18 protein-coding genes and 1 CRISPR repeat array are annotated in these 26,069 nt (G+C 64.3%); of the genes, 4 read left to right on the forward strand and 14 right to left on the reverse strand.

All coding sequences use genetic code 11. The features are described from left to right. Positions 1–107: 107 nt before the first annotated feature. The 11 genes from AC30NL_RS05535 to AC30NL_RS05585 are packed head-to-tail and all read right to left on the reverse strand — an operon-like array spanning position 108 to position 10,661. Positions 108–710: a cysteine hydrolase family protein gene (locus AC30NL_RS05535; protein WP_489463012.1), complete on the reverse strand. Its 603-nt coding sequence runs from the start codon at positions 708–710 to the stop codon at positions 108–110. Between the two features lie 23 nt (positions 711–733). Next, positions 734–3,022: an FdhF/YdeP family oxidoreductase gene (locus AC30NL_RS05540; protein ID WP_489463013.1), complete on the reverse strand. Its 2,289-nt coding sequence runs from the start codon at positions 3,020–3,022 to the stop codon at positions 734–736. Between the two features lie 57 nt (positions 3,023–3,079). After that, complete coding sequence (locus AC30NL_RS05545) at positions 3,080–3,982, reverse strand: cytochrome c oxidase assembly protein (RefSeq protein WP_489463014.1); 903 nt, start codon at positions 3,980–3,982, stop codon at positions 3,080–3,082. Next, a complete protein-coding gene (locus AC30NL_RS05550) occupies positions 3,955–4,275 on the reverse strand; it encodes a hypothetical protein (RefSeq protein ID WP_489463015.1) in 321 nt (106 codons plus the stop codon). The genes AC30NL_RS05545 and AC30NL_RS05550 overlap by 28 nt, the downstream gene beginning before the upstream one ends. A gap of 28 nt (positions 4,276–4,303) precedes the next feature. Further along, complete coding sequence (locus AC30NL_RS05555) at positions 4,304–4,924, reverse strand: cytochrome c oxidase subunit 3 (protein WP_489463016.1); 621 nt, start codon at positions 4,922–4,924, stop codon at positions 4,304–4,306. A gap of 11 nt (positions 4,925–4,935) precedes the next feature. Beyond that, positions 4,936–6,831, reverse strand: a complete 1,896-nt coding sequence (locus AC30NL_RS05560; protein ID WP_489463017.1) for a cbb3-type cytochrome c oxidase subunit I — start codon at positions 6,829–6,831, stop codon at positions 4,936–4,938. Further along, positions 6,828–7,790, reverse strand: coding sequence for a cytochrome c oxidase subunit II (gene coxB / locus AC30NL_RS05565; protein ID WP_489463018.1), 963 nt, complete (start codon positions 7,788–7,790; stop codon positions 6,828–6,830). Before coxB ends, AC30NL_RS05560 begins: the two co-directional genes overlap by 4 nt. Next, positions 7,790–8,401 carry a c-type cytochrome gene (locus tag AC30NL_RS05570; protein ID WP_489463019.1) on the reverse strand — a complete coding sequence of 204 codons (612 nt, stop codon included), beginning with the start codon at positions 8,399–8,401 and terminating at the stop codon, positions 7,790–7,792. The genes coxB and AC30NL_RS05570 overlap by 1 nt, the downstream gene beginning before the upstream one ends. Continuing rightward, positions 8,382–10,154: a PQQ-dependent dehydrogenase, methanol/ethanol family gene (locus AC30NL_RS05575; protein ID WP_489463020.1), complete on the reverse strand. Its 1,773-nt coding sequence runs from the start codon at positions 10,152–10,154 to the stop codon at positions 8,382–8,384. Before AC30NL_RS05575 ends, AC30NL_RS05570 begins: the two co-directional genes overlap by 20 nt. A gap of 10 nt (positions 10,155–10,164) precedes the next feature. Continuing rightward, complete coding sequence (locus AC30NL_RS05580; RefSeq protein ID WP_489463021.1) at positions 10,165–10,416, reverse strand: hypothetical protein; 252 nt, start codon at positions 10,414–10,416, stop codon at positions 10,165–10,167. Beyond that, on the reverse strand, positions 10,413–10,661 hold the full coding sequence (locus tag AC30NL_RS05585; RefSeq protein WP_489463022.1) for a hypothetical protein: 249 nt from the start codon (positions 10,659–10,661) through the stop codon (positions 10,413–10,415). The genes AC30NL_RS05580 and AC30NL_RS05585 overlap by 4 nt, the downstream gene beginning before the upstream one ends. A 198-nt stretch (positions 10,662–10,859) precedes the next feature. Here AC30NL_RS05585 and AC30NL_RS05590 point away from each other — a divergent pair, with 198 nt between their 5' ends. Then, a complete protein-coding gene (locus AC30NL_RS05590; protein ID WP_489463023.1) occupies positions 10,860–12,749 on the forward strand; it encodes a hypothetical protein in 1,890 nt (629 codons plus the stop codon). A gap of 240 nt (positions 12,750–12,989) precedes the next feature. On the opposite strand, the gene AC30NL_RS05595 is transcribed toward AC30NL_RS05590, so the two are convergent. Next, positions 12,990–16,238: a sensor histidine kinase gene (locus AC30NL_RS05595; RefSeq protein ID WP_489463024.1), complete on the reverse strand. Its 3,249-nt coding sequence runs from the start codon at positions 16,236–16,238 to the stop codon at positions 12,990–12,992. A 637-nt stretch (positions 16,239–16,875) separates the two neighbouring features. Between AC30NL_RS05595 and AC30NL_RS05600 the strand changes: the two genes are divergently transcribed. The 3 genes from AC30NL_RS05600 (at position 16,876) to AC30NL_RS05610 (ending at position 22,364) form a co-directional block, all read left to right on the forward strand. After that, entirely contained in the window at positions 16,876–18,300 is a 1,425-nt protein-coding gene (locus AC30NL_RS05600; protein WP_489463025.1) for an ATP-binding response regulator, read from the forward strand. A 131-nt stretch (positions 18,301–18,431) separates the two neighbouring features. Beyond that, a complete protein-coding gene (locus tag AC30NL_RS05605; protein ID WP_489463026.1) occupies positions 18,432–19,748 on the forward strand; it encodes an extracellular solute-binding protein in 1,317 nt (438 codons plus the stop codon). A 204-nt stretch (positions 19,749–19,952) separates the two neighbouring features. Then, complete coding sequence (locus AC30NL_RS05610; RefSeq protein WP_489463027.1) at positions 19,953–22,364, forward strand: sensor histidine kinase; 2,412 nt, start codon at positions 19,953–19,955, stop codon at positions 22,362–22,364. A 10-nt stretch (positions 22,365–22,374) separates the two neighbouring features. Continuing rightward, a CRISPR array of direct repeats spans positions 22,375–24,550; the repeat unit is 37 nt; unit sequence GTTTCAATCCACGCGCGACTCGTGAGAGCCGCGCGAC. A gap of 183 nt (positions 24,551–24,733) precedes the next feature. Here the strand turns inward: AC30NL_RS05610 and cas2 are convergent. Together cas2 and cas1c are read right to left on the reverse strand one after the other, a co-directional pair. After that, positions 24,734–25,024 (reverse strand): CRISPR-associated endonuclease Cas2, encoded by a 291-nt coding sequence (cas2, locus tag AC30NL_RS05615; RefSeq protein WP_489463028.1) that lies wholly within the window; start codon positions 25,022–25,024, stop codon positions 24,734–24,736. Between the two features lie 5 nt (positions 25,025–25,029). Continuing rightward, positions 25,030–26,058, reverse strand: coding sequence for a type I-C CRISPR-associated endonuclease Cas1c (gene cas1c / locus AC30NL_RS05620; RefSeq protein ID WP_489463029.1), 1,029 nt, complete (start codon positions 26,056–26,058; stop codon positions 25,030–25,032). Positions 26,059–26,069 lie beyond the last annotated feature (11 nt).

Raw genomic sequence — 26,069 nt, forward strand, 5'->3', positions numbered from 1 at the left:
TGAGTGGATCTGATTCACGCCTCAGAATCGAGTGCGTGAATCTCCACCTTACGAGATAGCCGAGCGGCTTGGGTTTGCTCCGCGTAGCGGCTTCGTCCAACACTGCATTAGCTCCGACCAAGTGAGTTCCAGCGTACGGCAGAGCTGACAGGCGTGGGTACCTCCAAAGCCTTGCCAAACTGGCTCAAAGCACACTTCTGTCGAAGAGCGTCGTGCGTGGCGCAGGTATCCGACGGAACGACCACCTCGAACTCGCGGATGCGCGCATCCATGGCGGTGACGAGAACGCACTGGTCGCTGGTCACGCCCGCGAGCACAATCCGCCGCACCTCCAACGTTTGCAAGAGCAGCTGCAAGGGCGTGGCATAGAAAGCGGAGTGCCGAGGCTTCAGCACAAAGTAATCCTCTTCGCAGGGAAGCAGAACTCGAGTGATGTCGCGTGCTGCATTCTTGGCGTCCAGACTCAGCGAGACTTGTTGTCGGAAGTCCGAACGCCACTGCCCCCGGTTGTCATTGCAATAGATGATTGGCACGCCATGGCGATGAGCTCTTGAGCGAAGGCGCGCGATTGGGGCGGTGATTCGCATCGCCTGGGGTAATAGCCGATCGGCGTCGGGAAAGTCCCAGCAACTGATCATGTCCAGTATCAGCAACGCATCCGGGTTGCCGCTGCGCGGACCTGCCACCGAGCGATGTGAGGAAGAGGCCATGCTGGATCAGTTCGCACTGGTATTCATGCACTGGACGAAGTGACCCTGATGGGTACGCACTTGTATCCCGGGACCATGCTGCCCTTGGCGTAGTGCCACAAGGGCACCAGCGGATTCAACTCTGGATAGTATCCGGCGACGCAGCCTCGCGGAATGTCGTGCTTCGTCGCCCGCAGCCCATCTACCACTCGCTGCACGCCGTCGTCGGCCACGGTCTCCGCCGCGACGAGTGCGCCTTCTTCGAGACCTCGCTCGTCCATATCCTGCGTGTTCATCAGCAGCACCATGCGCGTGCCGTGGATGCCGCGGTAACGATCGTGGTAGCCATACACCGTTGTGTTGAACTGGTCGAAGCTGCGCACCGTGGTCAGCCGCAAGGTACCCGCCGCCGTGGGCATGTCGGGATCTTCGTCCAACGTGTCCGGAGTGATGAAGTTCGCTTTGCCGGTGGCAGTCTTCCATTCGCGGTGTCGGGCGCCCAACGGCCGATGGAAACCGCCGGGCTGGTGCATGCGCTGCTCAAAATCATGAAAAATTTCGGGAAAGGTGAGCTCGATCTGGCGCCGTATGCGTGAATAGTCGGCCACCCACTCGCCCCATGGCACGCTGTCACGTGGCGGCAGCGTCGCCTTCGCAATGCCGGCAATGATGGCCGGCTCACTGAGCAACTGCTCGCCTGCCGGTTCGGCTTGGCCGCGTGAGGCGTGGATGCAGCCCGTGCTGTCCTCCATCGTCACGACCTGCTCGCCGCCGGCCTGACGGTCGATTTCGATGCGCCCCAGGCAGGGCAGCAGGAAAGCGACCTCGCCGTGCAGCACGTGGCTGCGGTTGAGCTTGGTCGCCACCTGCACTGAAAGCCGCAGCCGCCGCCATGCAGGCTCGATGCGCGTGGTATCGGGCAGCGCACGCAGCAGGTTGCCACCCAGGCAGACCATGGCCTTCACCGAGCCGTCGACCATGCCCTGGGCCGCCTCCACCACGTTGAGACCCTTGCGGCGGGGAGGCTCAAAGCCGTAAAGCGCAGCCTGCCGCTCGACGTTGGCCTTCTCGGGCTTTTCGGTGATGCCCACCGTGCGCTGTCCTTGCACGTTGGAATGGCCACGCACCGGCAGGATGCCAGTGCCCGGCACCCCCATGTGCCCACCAAGCAGCAGCAGGTTGGCCACCATCTGCACGTTGAGCACGCCGTTGCGTTGCTGTGTGAGGCCCATGCCGTAGATGGCGATGAGCCGCTTGCAGCGCGCCAGCACCTGCGCCGCCGCAGCGAGGTCGCCACGCAGCAGCCCACACCCCGCCTCGATCTCTTCCCAGCTCAGTGCGCGCATGCGTTGGGCAAAGGTGTCGAACCCATGCGTGTGCTCGCGAATGAATGCATGGTCCAGTGCATCGGCCTCGATCAGCCACTTGCACAGCCCACTCAGCGCGGCCAGGTCGCCGCCTGCTCGCAGTTGGTGGTACTGCGTGCTGATCTGAACCTCTTTCGGGGTCAGCATCTCCAGCGGCGATTGCGGATTGGCGAACTGCAACAGGCCGGGTTCACGCAAGGGGTTGAAGGTGATCAGCTCCACCCCGCGGCGCCGTGCATCCTCCAGCGAGTGCAACATGCGCGGCGCGTTGGTACCCACGTTGTGGCCGAGGTAGATGATGCCGTCGGTGTGCTCGAAGTCGTCAAGCGTGACCGTGCCAACCGGCACGCCGAGTGATTCCGGCAGGCCGGTAGAGGTGCTCTCGTGGCACATGTTGGAGCTGTCGGGCAGATTGTTGTTGCCGTACAAGCGCGCCAGCAGTTGCCACATGTACGACGCCTCCAGCGAGGCTCGGCCCGAGGCGTAAAACACCGATGCGGCCGGGTCCAGCTGCCGAAGCTCGTGGCCGATCTCGTCTAAAGCGGCCTGCCACGACACTGGCAGATATCGGTCGCTGACCTTGTCCCAGCGCAGCGGAGTGGTCAGGCGGCCGGTGACCTCGAGCGCGTGGTCACTCCATTGTTCGAGTTCGCTCAGGCTGTGCTGCTCGAAGAACTCCGGCGCCGCGCGGTCCTTGGTGAGCTCCCAGGCCGTCGCCTTGGCGCCGTGCTCGCAGAACTCGAACGGGTGCGGCTTCGCCGGCTTGGCCCAGGAACAACTGACGCAGGCGAAGCCGTCGACCTTGTTCTGCTTCATCAGCACCTGCGAGCCCGCCAGGGGGATGTGGGCCTGCACCAGCGCATGGGCCACCTCTTTCACCGAGGTCCATCCGCCTGAGGCCCGCTTGAACGGCTCAATCTTCACTTGGCGCGACGGCTCGCCGCGTGCTTCAGGACGTTCGCTCATGGGGTACTCCTTCATTCAACCGATGGCCTTGCCCAGCAAACGGCGTGCGACAGCCTCTCAGATTCGGTGAGCCTGCCGCTGCGGCGCCAGCCAGCGCGCGGCCACGCGCAAGCCGGCGATGACGTAAGCCATGCCGCCGAGCATCCACATCACGAGGCCACCGAGCTGTTGATCCTCCAGCGCGCTCAAGCCGAACAGCGGGGACTGGCCCTGCGCGTACCACGCATCCGGGGAAAAGGTCAGCAACAGGCCCAGTGCATTCATGTGCAGCATGGTGGTGAGAAGCAACGTCAGGGCCGTGCCTTCCCGTACTCGGTGCCCGCGGCCCTGCACCGCCCACCAAAACAGGAGCGCGGAGCCGAAGAACGACAGGTGCTGCAGCGCGTGGAGGCCGTCGTTCTCCAGCGCAGCAGCGAAGAAGTTCGGCACGTGCCAGAGCCAGAGCGCCGCGGCATGCAGCCACCACGCCCTGCTCGGCGCGGCCAGCCATCGCCACGCGGATCCGATGACGGCCAGCGTTCGCAACCCACTGCGGCCGCGCAGTGCCCAAATCCACGCCTCGAAAGTTCGCGACGCAACCAGCAGCGGCGCGGCGACGACCATGAGCAGCTCATGCTGGACCATGTGAAGTGCGAACGAGCGCTCTGCAAACGTGTCGATCGGCGAGAACAAGGCCGCGGCCAGCGTGATCCAGCCAAGGGCAAAGCGAACGGCGTCGGTCCTGCCGATGCCGCGGCCTCTGCCCGCATGGCGCCATAGCCGCGCCACGCCTGCCGCATAGCCAGCGGCGCAGGCCAGCAGCAGCAAAGCGAGGAGCGCTTCGAGCGCGACGCGGCCGCACGACGTGCCGCCGACACTCTCATGGTGCGCCGCGCACGCCAGCGGCGCCAGTGCCAGCGCGATGCCAACGCCCGCGCCGACCGCGATGCCGCTCATTGGACGCACGGTGAGATGACCCATGTCGTCATCCACATGGCGGCGCAGACCAGCACCGACAGCGCGGCCGCCGCCACTGCGAGGCCGGCCAGGAAGTGCTGCCGCTGCGCGGTTTCCGTCGCAGCAGCGCGTGTGGCTGCCCACAGTCGGAACGCCGGCACCGTGCCGGCTGCCGCGATGGCAAGGAAGAGCGCGTGGAACGCCTGGAGCACGAAAGGCTGGCCGTGGGCGCAAACCCAGCCGACGGCGGCGTACGCGATGGCCTGATCGGCCAACGCCAGCGTGGGCACGACCAAGAGGGCGAACCAGACATTCATGGAGCCATGCGCCTTTAACGTCGCTGCGCTAGAACCTCGCGCCAAAGTACACCACCGCATAGATCGGAATCCAGGTGACAACGATGAACGTCCAGTAGCCCGCATTCTCGGCAACGTCGACGTAGCGCTTGCCTTCCAGCGGCTGCTTGAACATGACTGCCGTGAGCACCATGGTGTCGACCACGTCGGTGACCAGATTGAAGGTGTGCAGGCCCAGCAGCATCCACACCACCGACCCATAGGCACTGTCGTCCCAGCGCACGTTGAGCGCCGTGAACTCCAGCCAGCGCACGCCGCACAGCGCCAAGCCGAACAGCACACCGAGCACGAGCATCATCCGCACCTTCGGCAAGTCCTGGTCGATGGCCGCGCGGTCGGCGAAGTAGTTTGGAATGGCACTTGCCAGGATGAGGCCCAGGTTGACCGTGCCCCACAGCAGGTCCGGCGCTGCCCCGCCTGCCGGCCAGGTGTCGGACAGGCTTCGCAAGTAGAAATAGATGAGGATCATGAAACCGAAGGCCATGCCTTCGATCGCGCACATTCCCACGGTGCCCCACCACATCAGGCTGCGGGTGCCGAAGCCGTAGCTGGGCAGATTGGACACGTCCAGCGTATTCCCCCGCTGCACTGCCGAAACGCTGGCTGGCATTGCCTCGCGCCTCATGGCCGCTTCTCCAATGCGAGTTCCTCGGCGGCTTCCTTCTGGCTCGGCCAATACCATGCGATGAACGCGATGCTGGGCAGAATGAGCCCGATCAACATGCCCTTGTTGGAGAAGATGGACCAGATCAGCCACAAGCCGACGCCGAATGCCGCCACCACCGGCCAGATGCTCGGCGAGGGGTAGCTGTAGCGCACGTCGGGCAGCGCGTCGAGCACAGTGGTCACCAGGCCCTCGCGGGAGTTGGTGGCCAATCCCACCACTTCGCGCGGGCCCTCGGCGGGCGGTGACCACAGCGGCTCGAGCGACGCGACGACCGGCAGGCGTTCGAAGTTGTAGGGGGGCGGGGGCGAACTCGTTGCCCATTCGAGCGTGCCTGCGCCCCAGGGGTTATCGGACGCCCGCTCGCCCTTCCAGAAGGTGCGAAGCACATTGAGGATGAACAGGGCCAGGCCGAGGTCGTCGATCATGGCGCCGATCCACGACAGAAAGTTGAGCGGTCCCCAGCCGCTGTCGGCCGAATAGGTGTAAATGCGGCGCGGCATGCCGTCCAGCCCGAGCACGTGCAGCGGGAAGAACGTGAGGTTGAAGCCGATGAACAACAGCCAGAAATGCCACCGACCCAGGCGCTCGTTCAACATGCGCCCATACACCTTCGGGAACCAGTAGTACACGGCGCCGAACAGCGGGAACAGCGCGCCGCCGATGAGCACGTAGTGCAGGTGTGCCACCACGAACTGCGTGTCGTGCACTTGAAGGTCCAGAGGCACGGAGCCGAGCATGATGCCGGTCAGGCCGCCGATCACCAGTGTGACAAAGAAGCCCACGATGAACAGCAGCGGCGACTTCATCGCCACGCGCCCGGTCCATAGCGTGGCGATCCAGCAGAACAGCTGCACCGCCGACGGGATGGCGATCATGAAACTCATCGCCGTGAAAAAGCTCTTGCCAAGCTCGGGCACGTTGGTGGCGTACATGTGATGCACCCACAGCCCGAACGACAGAAAGCCGGTGGCGATCAGCGACAGCACGATGGCGGTATGGCCGAACATCGGGCGGCGTGCGAAGGTGGGAATGATGGCCGAGATGAAGCCCAGCGCCGGGATGAAGATGAAGTAAACCTCCGGGTGCCCGAAATACCAGAACACGTGCTGCCACAGCAGCACATCGCCGCCTTCCGCCGCATTGAAGAAGTGCGTGCCAGCCATGCGGTCGAACTGCACGAGGTTGGCCCCGAGCATCACGGTCGGCATGGCAAAGATGATCATGATCGAGCTGACAAGCGTCGCCCAAACGAACAAGGGCATGCGCTGTAGCGACATGCCGGGCGTGCGCATCTTGAGCGCGGTGGTGGTGAGGTCGACTGCCACCATCAGACCCATCGCTTCGGTGAAGTTGACCAGCACGTTCCAGAAGTCGGCACGCTTGCCGAAACCGTGTTCGGGGCCAGACAGCGGCACGTAGGCGAACCAGCCAGCATCGGCTCCCGTATTGAGGGCGAAGCCGGTGAAGAGCGTCAGCCCGCCGATCAGGTACACCCAGTACGAGCAGGCGGTCATGCGCGCAAAGGCGGTGTTGCGCGTGCCGATCATCAGTGGAACGAAGTACAGCCCGATGCCCTGCATCACCGGCACGGCGAACAGGAACATCATGGTCGTGCCGTGCATCGAGAACACTTGGTTGTAGAGGTCCGGGCCGAGCATGGTTTTTCCGGGCTCCGACAGCTGGTGGCGCATCAGTCCGCCCAGCACGCCGCCAGCGGCGAAGAATAAGAGCGCGGTGACGATAAAGCGACGGCCGATGGCCTTGTGGTCCAGCGTGCAGATCCAGCCCTTCAGCGTCGCGGGATCGCGCCAGGTGCGCTCGAGTTCGGCGCGCGCATGGTCGCTGCTCATCGCAAGGTCTCCAGGTATTCCACCAGTGCCGCCAGGTCTTCACGTGGGAGCAGATGGGCGGGCATGTTGACGCCAGGCTTGAGCTTCTGGGGATCCTCGATCCACTGCGCCAGCGCCTGCGAAGTGTTGGCGATCTGGCCTGCACCGATGCTGGCCCGGCTCGCGAAATGGGTGAGATCGGGTGCACGTCTGCCGTTCGCGCTCGTGCCTTGCACCGCGTGGCACAACATGCAACTGCCAGTCAGGAACAGCTCGTGGCCGCGTCGTGCGGCAGCTCCGGCCGGCTCGGGCGCGGGCGTGAGCTGGTGCTCCTGCCAGGCGGCAAAGCGGTCGGCCGGCAGCGCGACGACGTCGTAGGCCATGAAGGCATGCTGCAGCCCGCAATACTCTGCGCAGCGCCCGACATAGGTGCCGGCACGGTCAGCTCGCAGCTGGATCGTCGCCGTGCGGCCGGGAATCATGTCCTTCTTGCCATGCAGGTTCGGCACCCAGAAGCTGTGGATGACGTCGTCGGCCAGCAGCGTGATCACCACCGAGCGGCCGACTGGAATCACGATCTCATTGGCAGTGCGGAACACTCGGTCAGGCCGCGGGTCTTCGTACTCCACTTCCCACCACCACTGGTGCGCGGTGACGCGGATCTGCAGCGCACCGTCAAGCGATAGCGTCGCCAGCCTCTGGTCGGTGAGCACACTGGCTGCCAGCAGGCCCATGAGCAGCAACGACGACAGCAGAACGGCCGCGCTGACCCACCGCCGTGCCAGGCGTTCGGCGCCGGCCGAGGGCGGCGCCGGCTGCGGCATCGCACCCGCGGGCCGGCGTGCACGCCAGAGCGCCCACGCGAGAGCCGCCATCAGGGCGACGAACACGGCCACGCACAGCCACAGAGTGAACCACCACAGCTGCCCGATCCAGGCAGCCTGCGGGCCGGCGGCATGCAGCGCGTCGTTCATCGGCATCACCGCTTCTTGTCCTCGGGCGGGAGCGGATCGCGCAGGTATTCGGGTTGGCCGCCGGCCAGGGTGTCGCCCCGGTTGGTGGCCGCGTCGCCGGACACCAGGCCCGACAGCGAGCGCACGTAGGCCACGAGCTGCCAAGCCTGCTGCTCGGGCAGCCGGCCGCGGAATGAGGGCATGCCGTTGGGACGCCCGTCCATGATGGTCGTGAAGACGTCACCTGGTTCCTTGCCGTAGATCCAGCTGGCATCCATCAGCGCAGGGCCGATGCCGCCACCGCCTTGCGCATGGCAGCCAACGCAGTTGAACCAGCGGTAGTAGAGCTTGCCCTGGGCCAGTGTGTAGGCGTTGTCCTCGGCGTAGCCACCCGCCGCCGCGGCTTCGCGCATGCCCGGGCCGGCGGGGCCCGCCTGCTGCTGGGAGAGGCTCTCGGCCTGCGCGCGTGCGTCGGGTGGTCTGGGGGCGGCGGCAAAGCGGCGTGCCTCGCGTTCGCAGCCGGAGAAGCCGACGAGCAGCCCCAGGGCGGTGGCACCTATGACGGCGAGCCTGGTACTGCGTTTCACCATCAAGTTCCGCATGGCGCGAAACACTGCACTAAGGAATACGGAAGACATACAGCATGCCACCCTTGCCCGTGACCTTGGGCAGGTCCTTCATGGCGTTGACGAAGCCACCAGCGGCCGTGCCGTCGCGCGCATCGAGGGCGTTGGACACGATGAGGCCCGCCCAGCCGCCGACGCCGGCCAGCACTGCGACGTACTGATGGCCGTCACCACCGCGGTAAGACATCGGCTGCCCGACGATGCCCGAGACAGCCTTGTACTTCCAGAGCTCGCGCCCGTTGCGCGCGTCGACCGCCTTCAGCCAGCCATCCATCGTGCCGTAGAACACCAGGTCGCCAGCAGTGGCGAGCGCGCCGCTCCACACCGGGAAGCGCTCGGCGATGGACCACACCTTGCGCCGTGCGATGGGATCCCAGGCGATGAAGGCGCCGCGTGCCTCGCCGCGGTGCGGATGCATCTTGGCCTCGGCGCCGAGGTAAGGTGTTCCGGCAATCTGGCTGGCCGCGAAGAAGGCCGTGTCCTCGCACAGGTTCTGCACCGGCAGGTAGAGCAGCCGCGTGCGGGGCGACCATGCCCCCGGTTGCCAGTTCTTGGCGCCGGCCGAGCCCGGGCAACTGTCGCGCACCACGCGCCCCGCCGGCGGCGGCTGGGCCGCTCGGTAGGCAAGCGCGCCGGTGGCGCGGTCGACGCCCTGCGAGGTGGACACGAACACGAAGGGGTCGGCCGACACGAGTTCGCCGCTCGCGCGGTCAATCACGTAGATGTGACCATTGCCATCAGGGTGCATCAGCAGCTTGCGCTGGCGCCCGGCCAGCGGCAGCTCGACGAGCACGTTTTCGTTGCTGCCGTCGTAGCCATGGCGATCATTCGGGCTCATTTGGTAGGCCCACACCGCGTCGCCTGTGGCCGGGCGGCGCGCGAAGAGCGTGCTTGTCCACTTGTTCGAACCCGGGCGCTGAAGCGGGTTGCGTGGCGCGGGACGGCCGGTACCGTGGAATACCAGGTCGAGCTCGGCGTCATAGGACAGCCAGCCATCGACGGTGCCACCGCCAGTCTTCCAGCCATCGGGCGGCCAGGTGCTGACGCCGAGGTCGGTGCCCCGGTCGGCGGCATAGAAGGGCGAGAAGCCTTGGCCGATGTGCACGTCCTTGTCGGGTCCGGTGCTCCAGGCGCGCCAGGTTTCGCGGCCCTTGCCTGCATCGATCGCGGCGATGAAGCCGCGAACGCCAAAGGCAGCGCCGCTGTTGCCGACCAGCACCTGCCCTTTGACGACGAGGGGCGACATCGTCATTGATTGGCCGCTGGTAAAACTGCCGAGGCGCACACGCCAGATTTCCTTGCCATTCGCGGCGTCGAGCGCAATGACTTGGTTGTCAATCGTGTCGAAGAACAGCCGGCCATCGTTGTAGACGGCGCCGCGGTTCACCACATCACAGCAGGCAACGCCTTGCGCGCCACGGTCTGGCTTGGGCTCGAAGGTCCACTTGATGGTCGCTCCAGGCTTGGACACATCGAATGCGATCACCCGATTCGGGAATGGCGTCACGATGAACAGGGTGTCGTCTGCGACGATCGGCACACCTTCGTGGCCCCTGTCGACCGAGGTCGAAAAGGTCCATGCGGGCTGCATCTTGTCGATGTTGGCTGCCGTGATCTCGCCCAGCGGGCTATACCTCGTGTTCGAGTAGTCATGTGCAGCCATCGGCCAGTCGCCGTCGGCGGGAGCAGCCGCCAGCGCAAAAGACGTGGTGCCGATTGCTACGGCTGCTGTGACTGCGGCGGCGACCCGGTGAGGAGTTGTCACGGCGTCAGCTTCACTTGGTCCAGCCGCATAGCCGGCGGCTCGGTCGCGTGGTAGCGGAACGAATTGCCGACAGCGTCAGGTGGCCGCTTTTCTTCTCTTGTGCGTCGCGCGGCACCATGAAGCAGTTGTGGTCGCTCTGGTGCGCCGCGGGCGGCGTCAGGTCATCACGCGGTACGCCGCACTCGATGAGTCCTGTCGCCACCGCATGATGTTCGACGTCGAGGAGCTTGACCAGGTCCTTGCAAAAGATCAGGGGTTTCATGGGTATCCGCACATGCGCGTGAGGGCTATGTTCTCGACCCATAGCAAACAAGGTTCCCACTCAAGCATTCGTTCGACCAGGGTGAACTCAGGGTGGGGAGGCATGGCAGCACCATGTCGCGAAAAGAGTGCCGGGTAGCTTGCGCCAGCCAGCCCCACGTTGACTTCAAGGCCATCGAACAGCAGCGAGAGATTGCCGATGCGGCACGCCGCGATACCCAGTGCGCCCGCCGTCAAGTTCGACACGCACAAAAGTTCTGCTTTTCAAAGCAACTGCAGACGCCCAGCATCGCCATCAGCCTCGACGGGCGAGGAAGCTGGCGCGACAGCGTCTTCGTCGAGCCGGCCAAGGCGCTTCGTTTTTTTATAGAGCACTTCGTGGCGTGCCGTACACCCGGTGCATCCGCACCATACGATTGTTGCTTCTTCACCGAGGACGGGCACATGAGACGAATTGACAGGGCCGGCAAACAAACGGCAGACGCGGCTTCGCCCACGAGCGAAGGCTCATCAGTCCCGGGGCCCTCGTCAACTCAACTCGACGCACCCGCGGCGCTTCGCCGGCGTACGGACTCGGGATATGTGGCTGGGGACGATCGTGCTGATGTCGCGCCACGCCAAGCCGGCTTGCTGCCACCGAGTGGCGTCGACGTCCCGTTGTCCAACGCCAACCCTGTCGCGCCGCACATCGGCCCGTCCAGTCCGCTGCCTACAGCAAGGCTGCACTTGGTGCACGAAGCGACTTCAGACGCGCACTTGCCGCGGCCAGGGACCGATACCTCGGGCAACATCGGCGATGAATTGCCGTTCGCCTATGAGCCAGGAGCAGCACCTTTCGCACAGCTCCTACCGGAGCTTCAGCTGCGGATCCTGGACCACTTGCCGAGCGACGCACCTTCGAAGGCCCGAAGTCTGATCGCCCTGTCGGGGACGTCTCAGGCTCTACGGGCTCTGGTGCAGGGAGTCGACTCCTTCCCCGAATACCGTCTGCTTGGCCGCCTGATGCAAGCCGCTGAACGTGAAGTCAGCAACTGCAGGCAGCTCACCCCCAAGCTTGTTAAGGAGTTTGCGTCGACGCTCGAACTTTTGGGGCCGGAGCAGCAAGAACGCCTTGTGTCCGCCACGATCGGCTTCGCCAATAGCATAGACAAGGCCGATGCGATAGCCGCGTTGAGCGCGAAAGTGGCGCATCTGAGCGAGGGCCAGCGCGAGAGACTCGTCGCCGCTGCCATCGGCCTCGATGAGGACAATCTAAAAGCTCCTGCGATAGACGCGCTAGGCGCGAACGCGGCGCATCTGAACGATTCCCAGCGCGAGACACTCGTCGTCGCCGCCATCGCCCTCGCCAATGACGGCGACAAGGCCCATGCGATAGTCGGACTGGGCGCGGGAGCGGCGCATCTGAAAGATTCCCAGCGCGAGAGACTCGTCGCCGCTGCCATCGGCCTCGACGATGACGACCACAAGGCCGGTGCGATAGCCGGACTGGTGTGGTCAGGAATGGCGCATCTGAAGGTGGACCAGCGCGAGCGCCTCTTCACCGCTGCCCTCGGCCTCCCCGGGAGCATCCACCTAGCCGCACTGGGCGTAGGAATGGAACATTTGAACGAGGACCAGCGCGAGCAGCTCGTCACCGCTGCCCTCGACCTCCCCGCTAACTACCAGGCTCATACGATGGCCGGACTGGCCGCAGGAATGGAACATTTGAACGAGGACCAGCGCGAGCAGCTCGTCGTCGCCGCTATTGAACATGGCGATTCCTCCCGTCAGGCTCGTGCGATACGCGGATTGGGCACCGGAATGGCACATTTGAGCGATTCCCAGCGCAAGAGACTCGTCGCCGCTGCCATCCGCATCCCCGATGCCGACGACAGGGCTTCTGCGATAGCCGGACTCGGCGAGGCAGCGGAGCATCTGAGCGATTCCGATCGCAAGAAACTCGTCGCCGCTGCCATCGGCTTCGACTACTGTCGCCACAAGTCTGAAGCGATAAATGGGCTGGCCGCGGGAGCGGAGCATCTGAGCGAGTACCTGCGCGAGGAACTCGTCGTCGCCACCATTGGCCTGAGCATTGAGAGATTCAAAGCTCAAGCGATAGCCGGACTGGGCGCGGGAGCGGCGCATCTGAGCGAGGGCCAGCGCGAGGAACTCGTCGTCGCCACCATCGGCCTTAGCATTGACGGATCCAAGGCTTATGCGATAGCCGGACTGGGCGCGGGATTGGCGCATCTGGACGTGGACCAGCGCGAGCGACTCTTCGCCGCCGCGATCAGCTTGGCCAATGTCCACGCCAAAGCCCAGGCGATAGCCGGACTGGCTGCTTCTATTTCCTGAGAGGGCGCAGTGTTGGGTTCACTCTTGGGAATCGCCCTCTTGTTCAGATGAACGCGGCATGCCATTCGTCCACATAAAGAGGGGTGCGATTCAAACTGATGTGCATGCCTTGAAGTCGCGGGCACCGAATTCCGTTCAGGCTGACCCTTCGGTACCTCAGGCAGGGTACGCCTGCGGCGTATCGAAGCCCCATCCCGACACGCCCAAGCGCTCGAATACGTTCGAAATACTCTCAGCCTCTCAGCCTCCCTTGCCTTGCGCGTGCGCATTCTCCGAAGCCCCGCGTTCGCGCCGGAATACATCCCACCATCGCCGAGTGCTGCGCGCGGCGGCCTCGTAGGCATTGCGGCCGGGCACGCGGAGTTCCACCTCTGTGCCGCGCCCGATCGTGCTGCGGATGTCCAGCTGCCCACCGATGACGGCGGCGCGCTCACGCATGCCTGGCAACCCGAAGTGGTTGGTTGGCTGCTGGCCCTTGATCGTCGCCTCTTCGAGGCCTTTGCCATCGTCGACGATCGTCAGCCTGAACTGCCGGGCTCCATAGTGCAGCGTGGCGGTGATGTGCCGTGCGTGGGCGTGGCGGAAGCTGTTGCGCAGTGCCTCGCCTGCGATGCGCCACACCTCCTCGCGCACCAGCGGATTCAAGCCGCGGTACGCTCCGTCGACCACAACGCCCAGGGCGGGCGCACCGGCCGCGACATGCGCATTCGTCAAGTCGGCGCCGATTGCAGCGATCGCCTCCGCGAGTTGATTGACCTCGACAGTTGAGTCGCGCAGGCCCTGCACGGCCTCGCGCCCTTCGACGATCGCCGACTCTGCTCGGTCGAGAGCGACCTCGAGCCGCTGTTTCGCTTCGAGCGGCCGATCGGGCAATGTGTTGATGGCCGCACGGAACCAGAGCAGCGATGCCTGGTAGGTCTGCAGCAGCGTGTCGTGCAGATCTCGCGCGATGCGAGAACGCTCGCCGAGCCGCGCATACATGGCGATCTCGAAACGACGTCGCAACTGGCGCACACGCAAGCGGTGCGCGAGCCAGAGCATCGTGAGCAGCAATGCAGCGGCCAGGAGCCGGAAATACCACGTCGCATACCACGGCGGCGGAACGTGGACCTTGAGCGCAAGCGCGCTTTCGTTCCAGTTTCCGCGGGCGCCGCGAGCCTGGACCAGAAATGTGTAGTCGCCAGTCGGCAGCATGGTGTACGTCGCGCTGCGCCGGGTGCTGTCCATCTCGTTCCATTTCGTTTCGAGCCCATCGAGCCGGTAGCGATAGCGCGTGCGCGCCGGATCGACATAGTTCAGGGCAGCGAAGTCGAATGACACGATGCTGCGCGATTCCAGATCGAGTGAAGCAGTCGACCAGATGGGCTGCTTCAGCGATGCGCTTCCTGGCAGCACCGTCTCGCCGAACAAGCGCAGGTCGGTCAAGAACACCGGCAGCGCATGCTTGCTCTCGGTGACATGCCCGGGGAAGAACGCCACCAGCCCCTTCTGCGAGCCGAAAAACATCTCCCCGCTCGAGCTTTTGGCAACGACGGGTGCAACAAACTGATCGGTCAACAGACCATCCGACGCGTGATAGTTCGTGAAGGTCTCGGCGCGCGGATCGAACCTCGACAGCCCGTTTGGAGTACTGATCCACAGACGTCCATCGTCCTCTTCCAGGATGCCAAGGACCGTGTCTGCGGGAAGCCCGGAGTGCGAGTCGTACGAGACGAATTTCGCGTCGCGAGGATCGAGCTTGCCCAGTCCGCGGAAGGTCGCAACCCACACCGTCCCCGCGCGGTCGACATGAACCGAATTGACGCGGTGATGGCCGGGCGGGTGCGCGGCGCGGAGCTCGGCATCGAAGACTTTGAATGTGCTCGTGCGTGGATCGAAACGATGCACGCCGTGTGACGACGTCGCCAGCCACAGCGCACCGCTCGCGTCCTCAGCGATCGAACGGTACTGGACCAAACTTCTCGGTTTCGGGCTGAAGGTCGAGAACTGCTGCGTCGCAGGCTCCCAGCGGCTCAGGCCGAAATCAGTTGCGGCCCACAGGCTGCCGCCACGATCGACCTGCAACGCTGTGACTCGGTTGTGATTCAGCGATCGCGGATCGGCTGCGTCGTTGGCGTACGTCGTGTATTGGCTCGAACGGGGATCGAAGCGAACGAGACCGTTGCCGTTCGTGCCGAACCACAGATTGCCGGAGCCGTCCTTTGTGATCGCGCTGACCCCGCGCGCGAAAGCTGGCTGGTCGACCAGTGTGACCTGATCCGTTCTGCGGTCGACACGGTTCAAGCCGCGGTCGGTACCGATCCACAGCGTGTCGGGATCTTCCACGTACGCCGCGGTCACCGAGCCTTTGCCGAGGCTCTGCGGGCCCGTTTGCTGGTGCCGGTACGAGCGGAAACGCGAACGCTCGGTATCGAAGCGGTAGACGGCCCCCGCCTTCGTCGTCGACCAGAAGCTTCCGTCGCGATCCCTGAACAGGCTGACGACGAAGTCCCCGCGCAAGCCGTCGGGATCGTCGGGATCGCTTTGATACCAGATCGCCTGCGTGCGGTCCGGCGTCAGCTTCACGAGTCCGAGCTTGTCGGTGCCGAGCCAGAGCGCCCGGTCTTGATCCTCCTGAATCGACACGACGCCGGAGGACGCATTTGGCGCCTGTCCGCCGTTGCGGAACGCATAGACCGTGACTTCACCGCTGGCGACGTCCACCGAAGCCAGATCGCCTCCAGAGGACAGTCCGAACCACAGCCTTCCACTGCTGTCTTGAAACGGCTTGGCCGGAAAGCCCATGCTGACGAATTTGCGTCCAGAACCCGCCTCGAGCTTGATGTGCCGGGTGACCTTGCCCGAGCGCCGATCGAGTGTGTAGAGGCCCTCGCTGCTGGTGATCCACAGAGTGCCGTCCTGCACCGGAATCGTCGCGATGACGCGCGTCTCGCCGACCCCGGGGGTGTAGCGCGGCCGATGACACGTCGTCTTCGACGTGGCCGGATCCAGAGCCGTCACGCCGTCGTCGGTCGCCAGCCACATCACCCCATCCTGATCTTCGACGATGTCGTGAGCAATCGCGACGGTACCGCAGGCCTCGTTGGGCGACCGGTATTGCGTGAAGCTGCCGGTCGCAGGGTCGTACCGATTGAGCGAGTCGTCGGCGCCGATCCACAGCCGACCCGCTCGGTCTCTCGCCAGTGAGCTGGCGATGAGGTAGCCGACGCTGTTCGCGCTCTGACCATCCGGAACCTTCATGAAATCGTAGCCGTCGTAGCGATGCAATCCGTCCGCGGCGCTCAGCCAGAGAAAACCGTACTGGTCCTGCACCACCCGTCGCGCTGTGGCAGGCGCGGAGTCCGACGCAAGCGGGTAAAACTGGATCGGTGCACCCGCGACGAGAGCAACGTCGACGACGTGAATGTCTTGCGCTCGAGTGAACCCGCTAGTGGCGAGCGCGGCAAGAGCGAAAAACAGCGCAATGAAGTGACGGCTCGACCTCTTCATACACCGCATACCTCTGCGCCCTCGGCAGCGCCGGTTCTACGGATCGAGCGGTGGATGGCGCGCACGTTAAGGGCGCCCTCGATATTTGAGAGCGTCAAAATTGCCGACACACCGGGCAGGAGAAAAGGCATGGGGGGCATTGTCCGTCCAGTAAGAGACGAAACGGTATGGCGAAAACCACAGCCCCAGATCTGTGGAGCTCGAAATTTTCGACGGTGCCTCGTGAGCCTCTCGGCCTTTCGGAAGTCACCATTGCCCTGCCCCACGACCAAGTGGAGGCCATGCCCCTGGGCACGTCCACGAGTACAAATGGCACTCCGCCCCGCGCACTGTTCGCACGCACTGAAAGCTCGGCCAATATAAGGCTAAGCGCAACAGGGAACGGGTGTGGATTACCAGCACTCGGGTCGCGGCTAAGCCGCAGGCCCGATCATGATCACCCTACACAGCCCGCACGAAGTCTCTGAGAGGCTGAGAGTATGTCGATCATGCCCGCTCATCACGCCAGACCCCTGCTCGCCGTTGCCAAGCTATGGCGAGCATTTGCGCCTAGATCAGGCGCTTTTTGACGTACTGCTCGGACACGTTTGAAATACTCTCAGCCTTTCTGTCCAGCGAGTCCAGGAAGATCCGGAGAATGAACGAAGACCCTAACCGCATTCAGATTCTCTGTGTCGACGATCATCCGATCGTGCGCCAGGGCATCGCGACGCTGCTTTCCATCGAGCCGGACATGACCCTCGTGGCGGAAGCTGGGAATGGATTGGAAGCGATCCAGCAGTTCCGCATGCATCGCCCGGACGTCACGCTCATGGACCTGCAAATGCCCGGAATGGACGGGCTGAGCGCCATCAGCGCCATCCGGACCGAGTTCCCCGACGCGCGAATCCTCGTGCTCACGACCTATTCTGACGACGCTCAGACGCAGCGCGCTTTGCAGGCCGGCGCTTGCGGCTACCTCCTGAAAAGTGCGCTGCACAAGGAGCTACTCACCGCTATACGCACCGTGTACACCGGCCGCAGGGTGCTTCCCTCCGAAGGCTCGTTGGAGCTTGCCGACCAGGTCACGCACGAGCATCTCACGCCTTCAGAGATCAGCCTCTTGCGATTCATTACGCAGGGCAACGCCTACCAGGAGATCGCCCGGACGCTTGCACTCAGCGAAGAGACGGTCGAAGGCCAAGTACGCAGCATCCTGTCAAAACTGGACGCGCAGGACCGTTCGCATGCCGAGATCACGGAACTTCATCGGGGGATGGTCCATACCGAGCGTGAAGCCCGGTATGCCGCCGAGGCGGCCAACCGCGCGAAAAGCGAGTTTCTTGCCAGCATGAGCCACGAATTTCGTACGCCGTTGAATGGCGTCCTCGGCTACGCGCAAATGCTGAGCCGCGACAAGGGCCTGAGCCCACGACAAGCTCGCGGCGTGGATGTCATTCAGGAGAGCGGAAAACACCTTCTTGCCCTGATCAACGACATCCTCGACCTGGCACGCATCGAGGCCGGCCGCACGGATCTGAACCTGGAGCCGGTGGACGTGTCCAATTTCCTGCAGTCAGTGGTGAACCTGCTGCAGGTGAAGGCCGACGAGAAGCGCCTGGCCTTTGTGTTCGATGCCGGCGAGGGCCTGCCGCAGGCCGTGCTGGCCGACGAGCGCCGGCTGCGCCAGGTGCTGCTGAACCTGCTGGGCAATTCAATCAAGTTCACCGATCAAGGCACAGTCACATTGCGCGCCAGCGCCAAGTCAAAGGGCCCGGCGCAGGTGCTGCTGCAACTGGAGGTGGAAGACACGGGCGTTGGCATGCGACCCGACGAAATGGAACGTATCTTCAAGCCCTTCGAGCAAGTGGGCGATGCGCGGCAACGCAGCGGCGGCAGCGGGCTGGGCCTTGCCATCACCCGCGCGCTAGTGAACGAAATGGGCGGACAGGTGCAGGTCAGCAGCGAGTTCGGCCGCGGCACCCGGGCCCGGGTCGAACTGCCGTTGCCAGTGGCGCAGCTGGCGGAATCCGCCCCCCGGAAGGTGCCTGGCGTGATCGATCCGAACTCAGGGACTGGTTGAGCACAGTGGCGGCTTGCCAAGCGAGCCGCATGTCATTTTTTTGGCGCAGAATTGCCGCAGACGCCGGAGCGACGACCGTACGCGCACGGGCAGCACAGGGAGATCAGCGTCACGGACGCGGGAGCAAGTCGATGTGCAAACGCATTGCCTACTTGATCGCCATCAGGGCTGCCGTCTTGGTGGCTGCCGCAACCCTCGTTGTTTCTACCGGGCCGCAGGCCGCTCCGGCGGAAGCGGGCTTCTTGCAAGGCCAGACGGTGCGAATGCTGATCGTCGGCGACCCATTCTCCATCGCGCTGCGCGCCGGCGCGCGCGAACTAGGTCGCCGCGCGGGGGGAACCGTCGACATTGAAGTTGTCAGTTACGACGACGTGCGCCGGCTCACGCTGCTCAATGCACACGACCAGAACTCGGCCTATGACATTGTCAGCTTCGACAGCGTGTGGGCTGGCGAGTATGGCGCCGCGGGCATCCTGCTGCCGCTGAACGACAAGATCGCCGCGTCAGCATCCACGGTGCGCCCCGACGACTTCCTCGAGATCGCCTATCGGCAGGGTCAGTACAAGGGCCGACAGCTCGGGCTGCCGATCCAGCCGCACCCCGAGCTGCTATGGATTCGACGCGACTTGTTCGAAAAGGCAGCCCTCGCCGCGCCACTGACCACCGATGATCTGCTGTCGGCGGCGCAGCGCTTTACGCGCCCGGCGCAGGGGCAGTACGGCATATGCTGGAACGGCCAGCGTGGCCAGGCGCTCGGGCAGCAGATGGCGCACTTCTACGGGGCCTTCGGCCAGCCGCTGCTTGACGCAGCCGGTCGACCCAGCCTGAACACCGCACGCGGCATCGCCGCGGCGCGCTTCGCTCGAAGCCTGTTGCCGCTTTCGCCGCCAGATTTGCTGAACATGGCATGGGACCAGCGGCCCGTGCGCTTCGCCAAGGGTGGCTGCGTGATGACCTACGAATGGGCGGCGCGCAGCTATCTGGTCGAGGAAGACCCCAGCTCGCAAGTCGTCGGACGCGTGGGCTACGAGCCGGCGCCGCATGCGCCCGGGGCCAAGCCAATCACGTCGATCGGCACCTGGAGCCTGGGCATCCCTGCCAACATTGGCCCGAGGCGCGACATCGCCTGGCAGTTCCTCGCCTGGGTGACGAGCAGCGAGATCGAGCGCTGGCTGGCACAACGAGGCAATGGCGGCATGCCCCGCTACTCGGTGATGCGTGACCCAGCCCTCGCGCAGCGGTACCCGGCGTTCCAAACCGTCGCGCGGCTGGGCAGCGCCGGCCAGCTCGACGACTGGATGCGCCCCGCTGTGCCACAGTGGTCGGCGCTGGCCGACATCCTGGGCACCGTGTATCACGACATGCTGCGCGGCGAGTTGACACCGGAGCAAGCCGCTGCGCGCGCCCAGCAACAGGCAGATGCGCTGTTCGCAGCAACGGCCCGGTGAGGACATGGCCCGGAAAAATTTCCCTTTTTGGGGGGCGCAGGGAGGGATGCGAGGCAAGGCGCTCCGAGCGCCGTGTGGCGAGCCACACAAGCGAGGAGCACCGCCTCAGCGCGCCCGCCCTGCGCCGCCCCCCAAAAAGGGAAATTATTCCGGGCCATGTCCTGAGGCCCCGACACGAATGAAGGCGCTGCAGCGGGAGATCGCATGAAGGCGCTTTGGTCGGGCCTGGGCTTGCGGCACCAGCTGATCGCCGCGTTCGTCTCCGTCATCCTTCTGCCAACGGCAATCATCTCCGTCTACAGCCTCAGCCGCAGCCGCGAGCTGCTGATCCAGATGGCCCGCGACGAAGGCCTGCGCGGTGTGGGCGTGCGCGCCGCGGTAACCACCCGCCACCTCGCCGACATCGGCGCCGATCTGCAGGTCGTGGCGCAGGCCACAGCTTTGCGCCACTATCTGAACGCGGCGCCGGGTCCCGAACGCGCGAGCGCCGCGCGTGAGGTAGACCGCTACTTCGCCGCCTTGCTCAAGCGCTGGGGAGAACGCTACAGCCGCCTGTGCCTTCTCGACGGTCGTGGCCACGAGGCGAGCTGCGCGCGTGTCGGCGACAGCGGGCCGGCGGTGATACCGTCAGGCGAGCTGGCTGATCGCTCGGACGATCCGTCGTTCGCGGGCGCGCTGCAGTTGCAAGCAATTCCAGGGCAGGAATCGATCTACATCTCGGAACTCACGCTGGAGCCTTCAGACGCCAATGGCTCCGCCGCCGTGCCGGTGTTGCGTTATGCGACTGCGTTGCAGAGCGACAGCGGCATGCTTGACGGCGTGATCCTGCTGCACGCGCTGGTCGCACCGGTGCTCGGCACGCTCGAGCAGCCTGCGGATGGTGGGGTCGCCACCTACGTCGTCGACCGGCAGGGCCACTACCTGCTGCACCCCGATCCGGCACGCCGCTTCGCCCACCTGCGCGGAGACAGCACGTCGCTGCGCAGCGAACGGCCGCACGATGCGGCGGTCATCCTCGATCAGCCGGCCGGCACGCTGTATGCGTCCGCCGATCGGCCCGAGGCATTGCAGGTGTTCACGCGGATCCGGATACCCGGGCAAAGCAGGGTGCTGTGGACGCTGATCGACGAGGAGTCGCTCGATGCGATCCTGGTCGAGGTGCGTCACACGCGAAATGTCATCGTGTCGGTGGCCGGGATCGCGTTGCTGCTGGCCGTCGCCGTCGCACTGCAGATGACGCACGGCATCGTGCGGCCTATCAGTGCTCTGGCTCGGGCGGCGGATGCGATCCACCAATGGGATTTCAGTGCGACCCTGCCTTTGGCGACGCGACGCGACGAGGTCGGCATGCTGACGCGCGCCTTCGCGCAAATGGCCGCACGGGTGCGCGAGCTCGTCGGCGCGCTGCAGCAGCGTGTAGCCGAACTCGAGCGAAGCGAGGCGGCCCTGCGTTCGGGCCAGGCGCGCCTGCGCCAGATGATCGATTCCAACCTTGCGGGCATCGCCTTCTTAGGCCTGGACGGCCGCCCCATCGAGGCCAATGACGCCTACCTGCGCATCATCGGCTATGACCGCGAGGACTTGCACCAGGGGCGCATTCATCGCGCGATGCTGACGCCACCGGAATACGAGGACGTGACGGCCCGGGCCTTGGCCGAGGTTCGCGCGCACGGCGTGTGCACGCCTTATGAGAAGGAATATGTTCGCAAGGACGGCAGCCGCGTACCCGTGTTGATTGGCTTTGCATTGACCGAGCCTGGATCGGAGCAGGCCGTGGCCTTCGTGCTGGATCAGACCGCCAGCAAACAAGCCCTGATCGAGCGGGATGCTCGCCTGTCAGCAGAGCTTGCGAGCCGTGCCAAGAGCGAATTCCTGACGTGCATGAGCCATGAGCTGCGCACGCCGCTCAACGGCATCCTGGGCTTCGCGCAGATCCTGCAACGCGACAAATCCCTGAGCGAGCGACAAGAGCGGGGGCTGAAGATGATCCAACAGAGCGGGCAGCACCTGCTGACGCTGATCAACGACATCCTCGATCTCGCGCGCATTGACGTCGCCAAGCTGGATCTGTTTCCCACCGACGTCAACCTGCCAGCGTTTCTGCAGGTGGTGTGCGACATGATCCGTGTCAAGGCGGACGAGAAAGGACTGCAGTTCGTCTACCTGGCCGCGCCCGATCTGCCTGCCACCGTGCGCGTCGACGAGAAGCGATTGCGCCAGGTGCTGCTCAACCTGCTTTCAAATGCGGCCAAGTTCACCGATACGGGACAGGTGACGCTACGGGTCATGCGCCTGCAGACGCCGCCGGACGACTCCGCGGCTTGCGCCATGGTCCGCCTGCGCTTCGAAATAGAAGATGACGGCATCGGAATCGACGAGGCGCAGCTGGTGCGGCTGTTCCAGCCGTTCGAGCAGGTGGCCGATCTCACGCGGCGCGAAGGGGGTACTGGGCTGGGCCTGGCCATCAGCCGTCAGCTGATCCGCCTGATGGGCGGTGACATCCAGGTGAACAGCCGGCTGGGCGAGGGAAGCATATTTTGGTTCGAGGTCGACTTGCCGGCACCACAGACGCGGGTTCAAGCGGTGCCTGAACGGGACGCGCCGATCAGTTACTAGTACTGCTTACGTTTCAATCCACGCGCGACTCGTGAGAGCCGCGCGACGCAAACTCATCCGGCACCAGAGAAAATACTGTTTCAATCCACGCGCGACTCGTGAGAGCCGCGCGACCATGCAATACGCAGTAGGCCAGACATTCACCCATGTTTCAATCCACGCGCGACTCGTGAGAGCCGCGCGACTGACTTGCACTAGTGCCTCCAGACGCGCGAGCGCGTTTCAATCCACGCGCGACTCGTGAGAGCCGCGCGACCCGACCGCGAGCTGGGGCGCACCTGTCACGATGGGTTTCAATCCACGCGCGACTCGTGAGAGCCGCGCGACCGGTGATCACAGTCGTTGCTGGCAAGGCCTTGTCGTTTCAATCCACGCGCGACTCGTGAGAGCCGCGCGACCTTGGTTATGCCACTCCGGGGCGCGTACTGAACATGTTTCAATCCACGCGCGACTCGTGAGAGCCGCGCGACCGAATGTCAGCCATTTTTGTGTATATCGGTTTGAGTTTCAATCCACGCGCGACTCGTGAGAGCCGCGCGACGCCAAGTCTTTCGGATTTAATCCAGCCTCATCATGTTTCAATCCACGCGCGACTCGTGAGAGCCGCGCGACCCGTAAGACCACGGGTCGGGTGTGACATTCACCATGTTTCAATCCACGCGCGACTCGTGAGAGCCGCGCGACATAATGTTGAGATTCTCACTCCACATATGATTATTGTTTCAATCCACGCGCGACTCGTGAGAGCCGCGCGACCAATGACCCGCATCACTACGCGCGGATCATTGAGGGGTTTCAATCCACGCGCGACTCGTGAGAGCCGCGCGACGCTACTGGTGAGTTCACTATTGAATGTTGGTTTAGTTTCAATCCACGCGCGACTCGTGAGAGCCGCGCGACCCCGCAATGCGCCGCCGTCCGTCTACATCATGGGGTTTCAATCCACGCGCGACTCGTGAGAGCCGCGCGACGGGGGAACCCCCGGACATTGCATCCCGTTCTCTGTGTTTCAATCCACGCGCGACTCGTGAGAGCCGCGCGACGCCACGACCACGGCATACACGTCCCCGACCGCAGGTTTCAATCCACGCGCGACTCGTGAGAGCCGCGCGACCTGCCGCAGGTCAACCACAAGGACGGGGACAAGCAGTTTCAATCCACGCGCGACTCGTGAGAGCCGCGCGACCGCGCTGTTCAAGACCATCGACGATATCAGCGCAGTTTCAATCCACGCGCGACTCGTGAGAGCCGCGCGACCGACCAATGCAGAGTCAAGGATGCGAGAAGCCTGTTTCAATCCACGCGCGACTCGTGAGAGCCGCGCGACCCAGGCGGGCGCGGCGCATGGAGATTGCGTGCGCTCGTTTCAATCCACGCGCGACTCGTGAGAGCCGCGCGACAAACCATCCGGGGATACCGGACAGTTGGAGCGTTGTTTCAATCCACGCGCGACTCGTGAGAGCCGCGCGACCTTATTCTGACTGTTCTGCGCATCTGTTGCTTCGCGTTTCAATCCACGCGCGACTCGTGAGAGCCGCGCGACCATCGTGGATGAGTCGCATGGCGTTCCCGGCGCGTTTCAATCCACGCGCGACTCGTGAGAGCCGCGCGACCACGGGACGAAGGTTGCTGAACCGGTTGTCATCACGTTTCAATCCACGCGCGACTCGTGAGAGCCGCGCGACGTCTTGATGCGCTCATCGTGGCTCGACGACATGCGTTTCAATCCACGCGCGACTCGTGAGAGCCGCGCGACCTAGGGCGGCCGCCGATGACTTCGCGCTGACGAACCGTTTCAATCCACGCGCGACTCGTGAGAGCCGCGCGACATCGCGAGGTGGACAGGCCCAGCTATTTGCTCAAGTTTCAATCCACGCGCGACTCGTGAGAGCCGCGCGACCCGGTGCAGTTCCAGACCATCACCATCGAATTCTTGTTTCAATCCACGCGCGACTCGTGAGAGCCGCGCGACAGCGCATTTCGCCCACGGCAGCGCTACCTACAGCGTTTCAATCCACGCGCGACTCGTGAGAGCCGCGCGACCTAACCCACCGCTCTATTCCGGGCAGCTGCATAAAGTTTCAATCCACGCGCGACTCGTGAGAGCCGCGCGACTCAGCTTGTGCACGGATTCCTTGATGCTGTTCTGGTTTCAATCCACGCGCGACTCGTGAGAGCCGCGCGACTCCGCGCTTGCAACGCGTTGTTCTTCCCCATGAATACACGCTTTGTGCGCGAACATGGTCGTTCTTGCGGCGGTGGCCGCAACGTGAAAGGCATCAATGGCGAAATCTCGTTCTACGACGCGTGTTTGCACGGTACGCGAACCCACGACGGGCCTGACGGTCACTCGGGGTTCGCGCACCCCATCATAAGACGAGGGGTGCGTCGAAGTCGGTCGCCTTGAACTTGCCGTGTTCGCGCACCTCGCAACCCTGCGTATCGGGAAGACGGTACAGGCGAAGGCAATCCTGTTCGAGATTAATTTCCGCCAGCAGCTTAAGCTCCAGCGCTTCCATCTGCATGAGGTTGACTTGGCACTCGAACACCGATTTCTGCACGCGCTGCCCGGTGCCTTCGCACACCTTCGCCACTCGACGCAACCGTCGGCGCCCTTCGCGGGTTTCGGTGTTCACGTCATAGCAGACGATGACCAGCATCGCGCCTACCTCGTGAGAAATGGAAGATAGCCGCCAGTCTCGCCACGCAAGCAGCGCGCGAGCAGCCGTGCCTGCACCAGCGGCACCACGCCCAAGGGCACACTCTCGGCAAGCAGCGGATGCGTCAAGTCCTCCTGTTTGCGCTCCTGGTAGGCCACGACCGCGGCCTTGCGCGCATCGCCTTCAAGCAGGACAGCGCCACCTTCACGTTCCACGAAGTCGGAGGCCGATACCTGCCCGCGGTTCACGAGGGTCAACGCAAGCCGATCGGCAAGGGGCCGGAACTCTTCCATCAAATCCAGCGCCAGCGCCGCCCGCCCCGGCCGCACCGCGTGCAAAAAGCCCAGTTGCGGATCCAGCCCGGAGGCCTCGCAGGCACTGCGGCAATCGTTCACCCACATCGAGTAGAAGAAAGACAGCATCGCGTTCATGCGGTCGCGCGGAGGGCGGCGGCTTCGGCCGTCCATGCTGAACAGCTCACGAAGATCGGGGCGAACCAGCAAATTCAGCGCGGCAAAGTAAGTACGTGCCGCTTCACCTTCTATGCCCCGTAAGGTGTCCAGGTCCGATGCTGCGGGCAGCGCACGCAGGCTGGCGGCCAGGTCTTTCGTCGCACGGGTGAGTTTGGCTTCATCGTCGGCCTGCTTGCTTTCACGCGCGCCACGCTGCAGCACCTGCCGCTGGTTCTTCAGCTTGCCAGCCACCAAGGCGCGTGCCAACTCCAGGGTGACACCGGCATTTTCGACAGCCCGGTGCTGGGCCTGCCGCAGCAGCACGTTTCCGGAGACCGCGCCTTCGAGCCGCGCCTTGAAGCGGCCGTTGGTGTCGAGTAGCACGAGCGCAATGCCATCTTCGGCCAGCCGGTGCATCAGCGGCGCGCTCAGACCCACGTGGCCGAAACACACCACGGATTGCAGGTGATGCAGCGGCACGCGCAAGCGAGTTTCTTTTTCCACCTCCACACGCAGGGTGTCGTTGTCCAGGCGCAGACGGCTTTCAGGCAGCGTGACGTAAAGCGTGTTGAGTAGTTTCATCGGTGAATTCG

It is taken from the genome of Rhizobacter sp. (genome assembly GCA_021153565.1).
In the GTDB taxonomy this organism is placed as follows: domain Bacteria; phylum Pseudomonadota; class Gammaproteobacteria; order Burkholderiales; family Burkholderiaceae_C; genus Albitalea.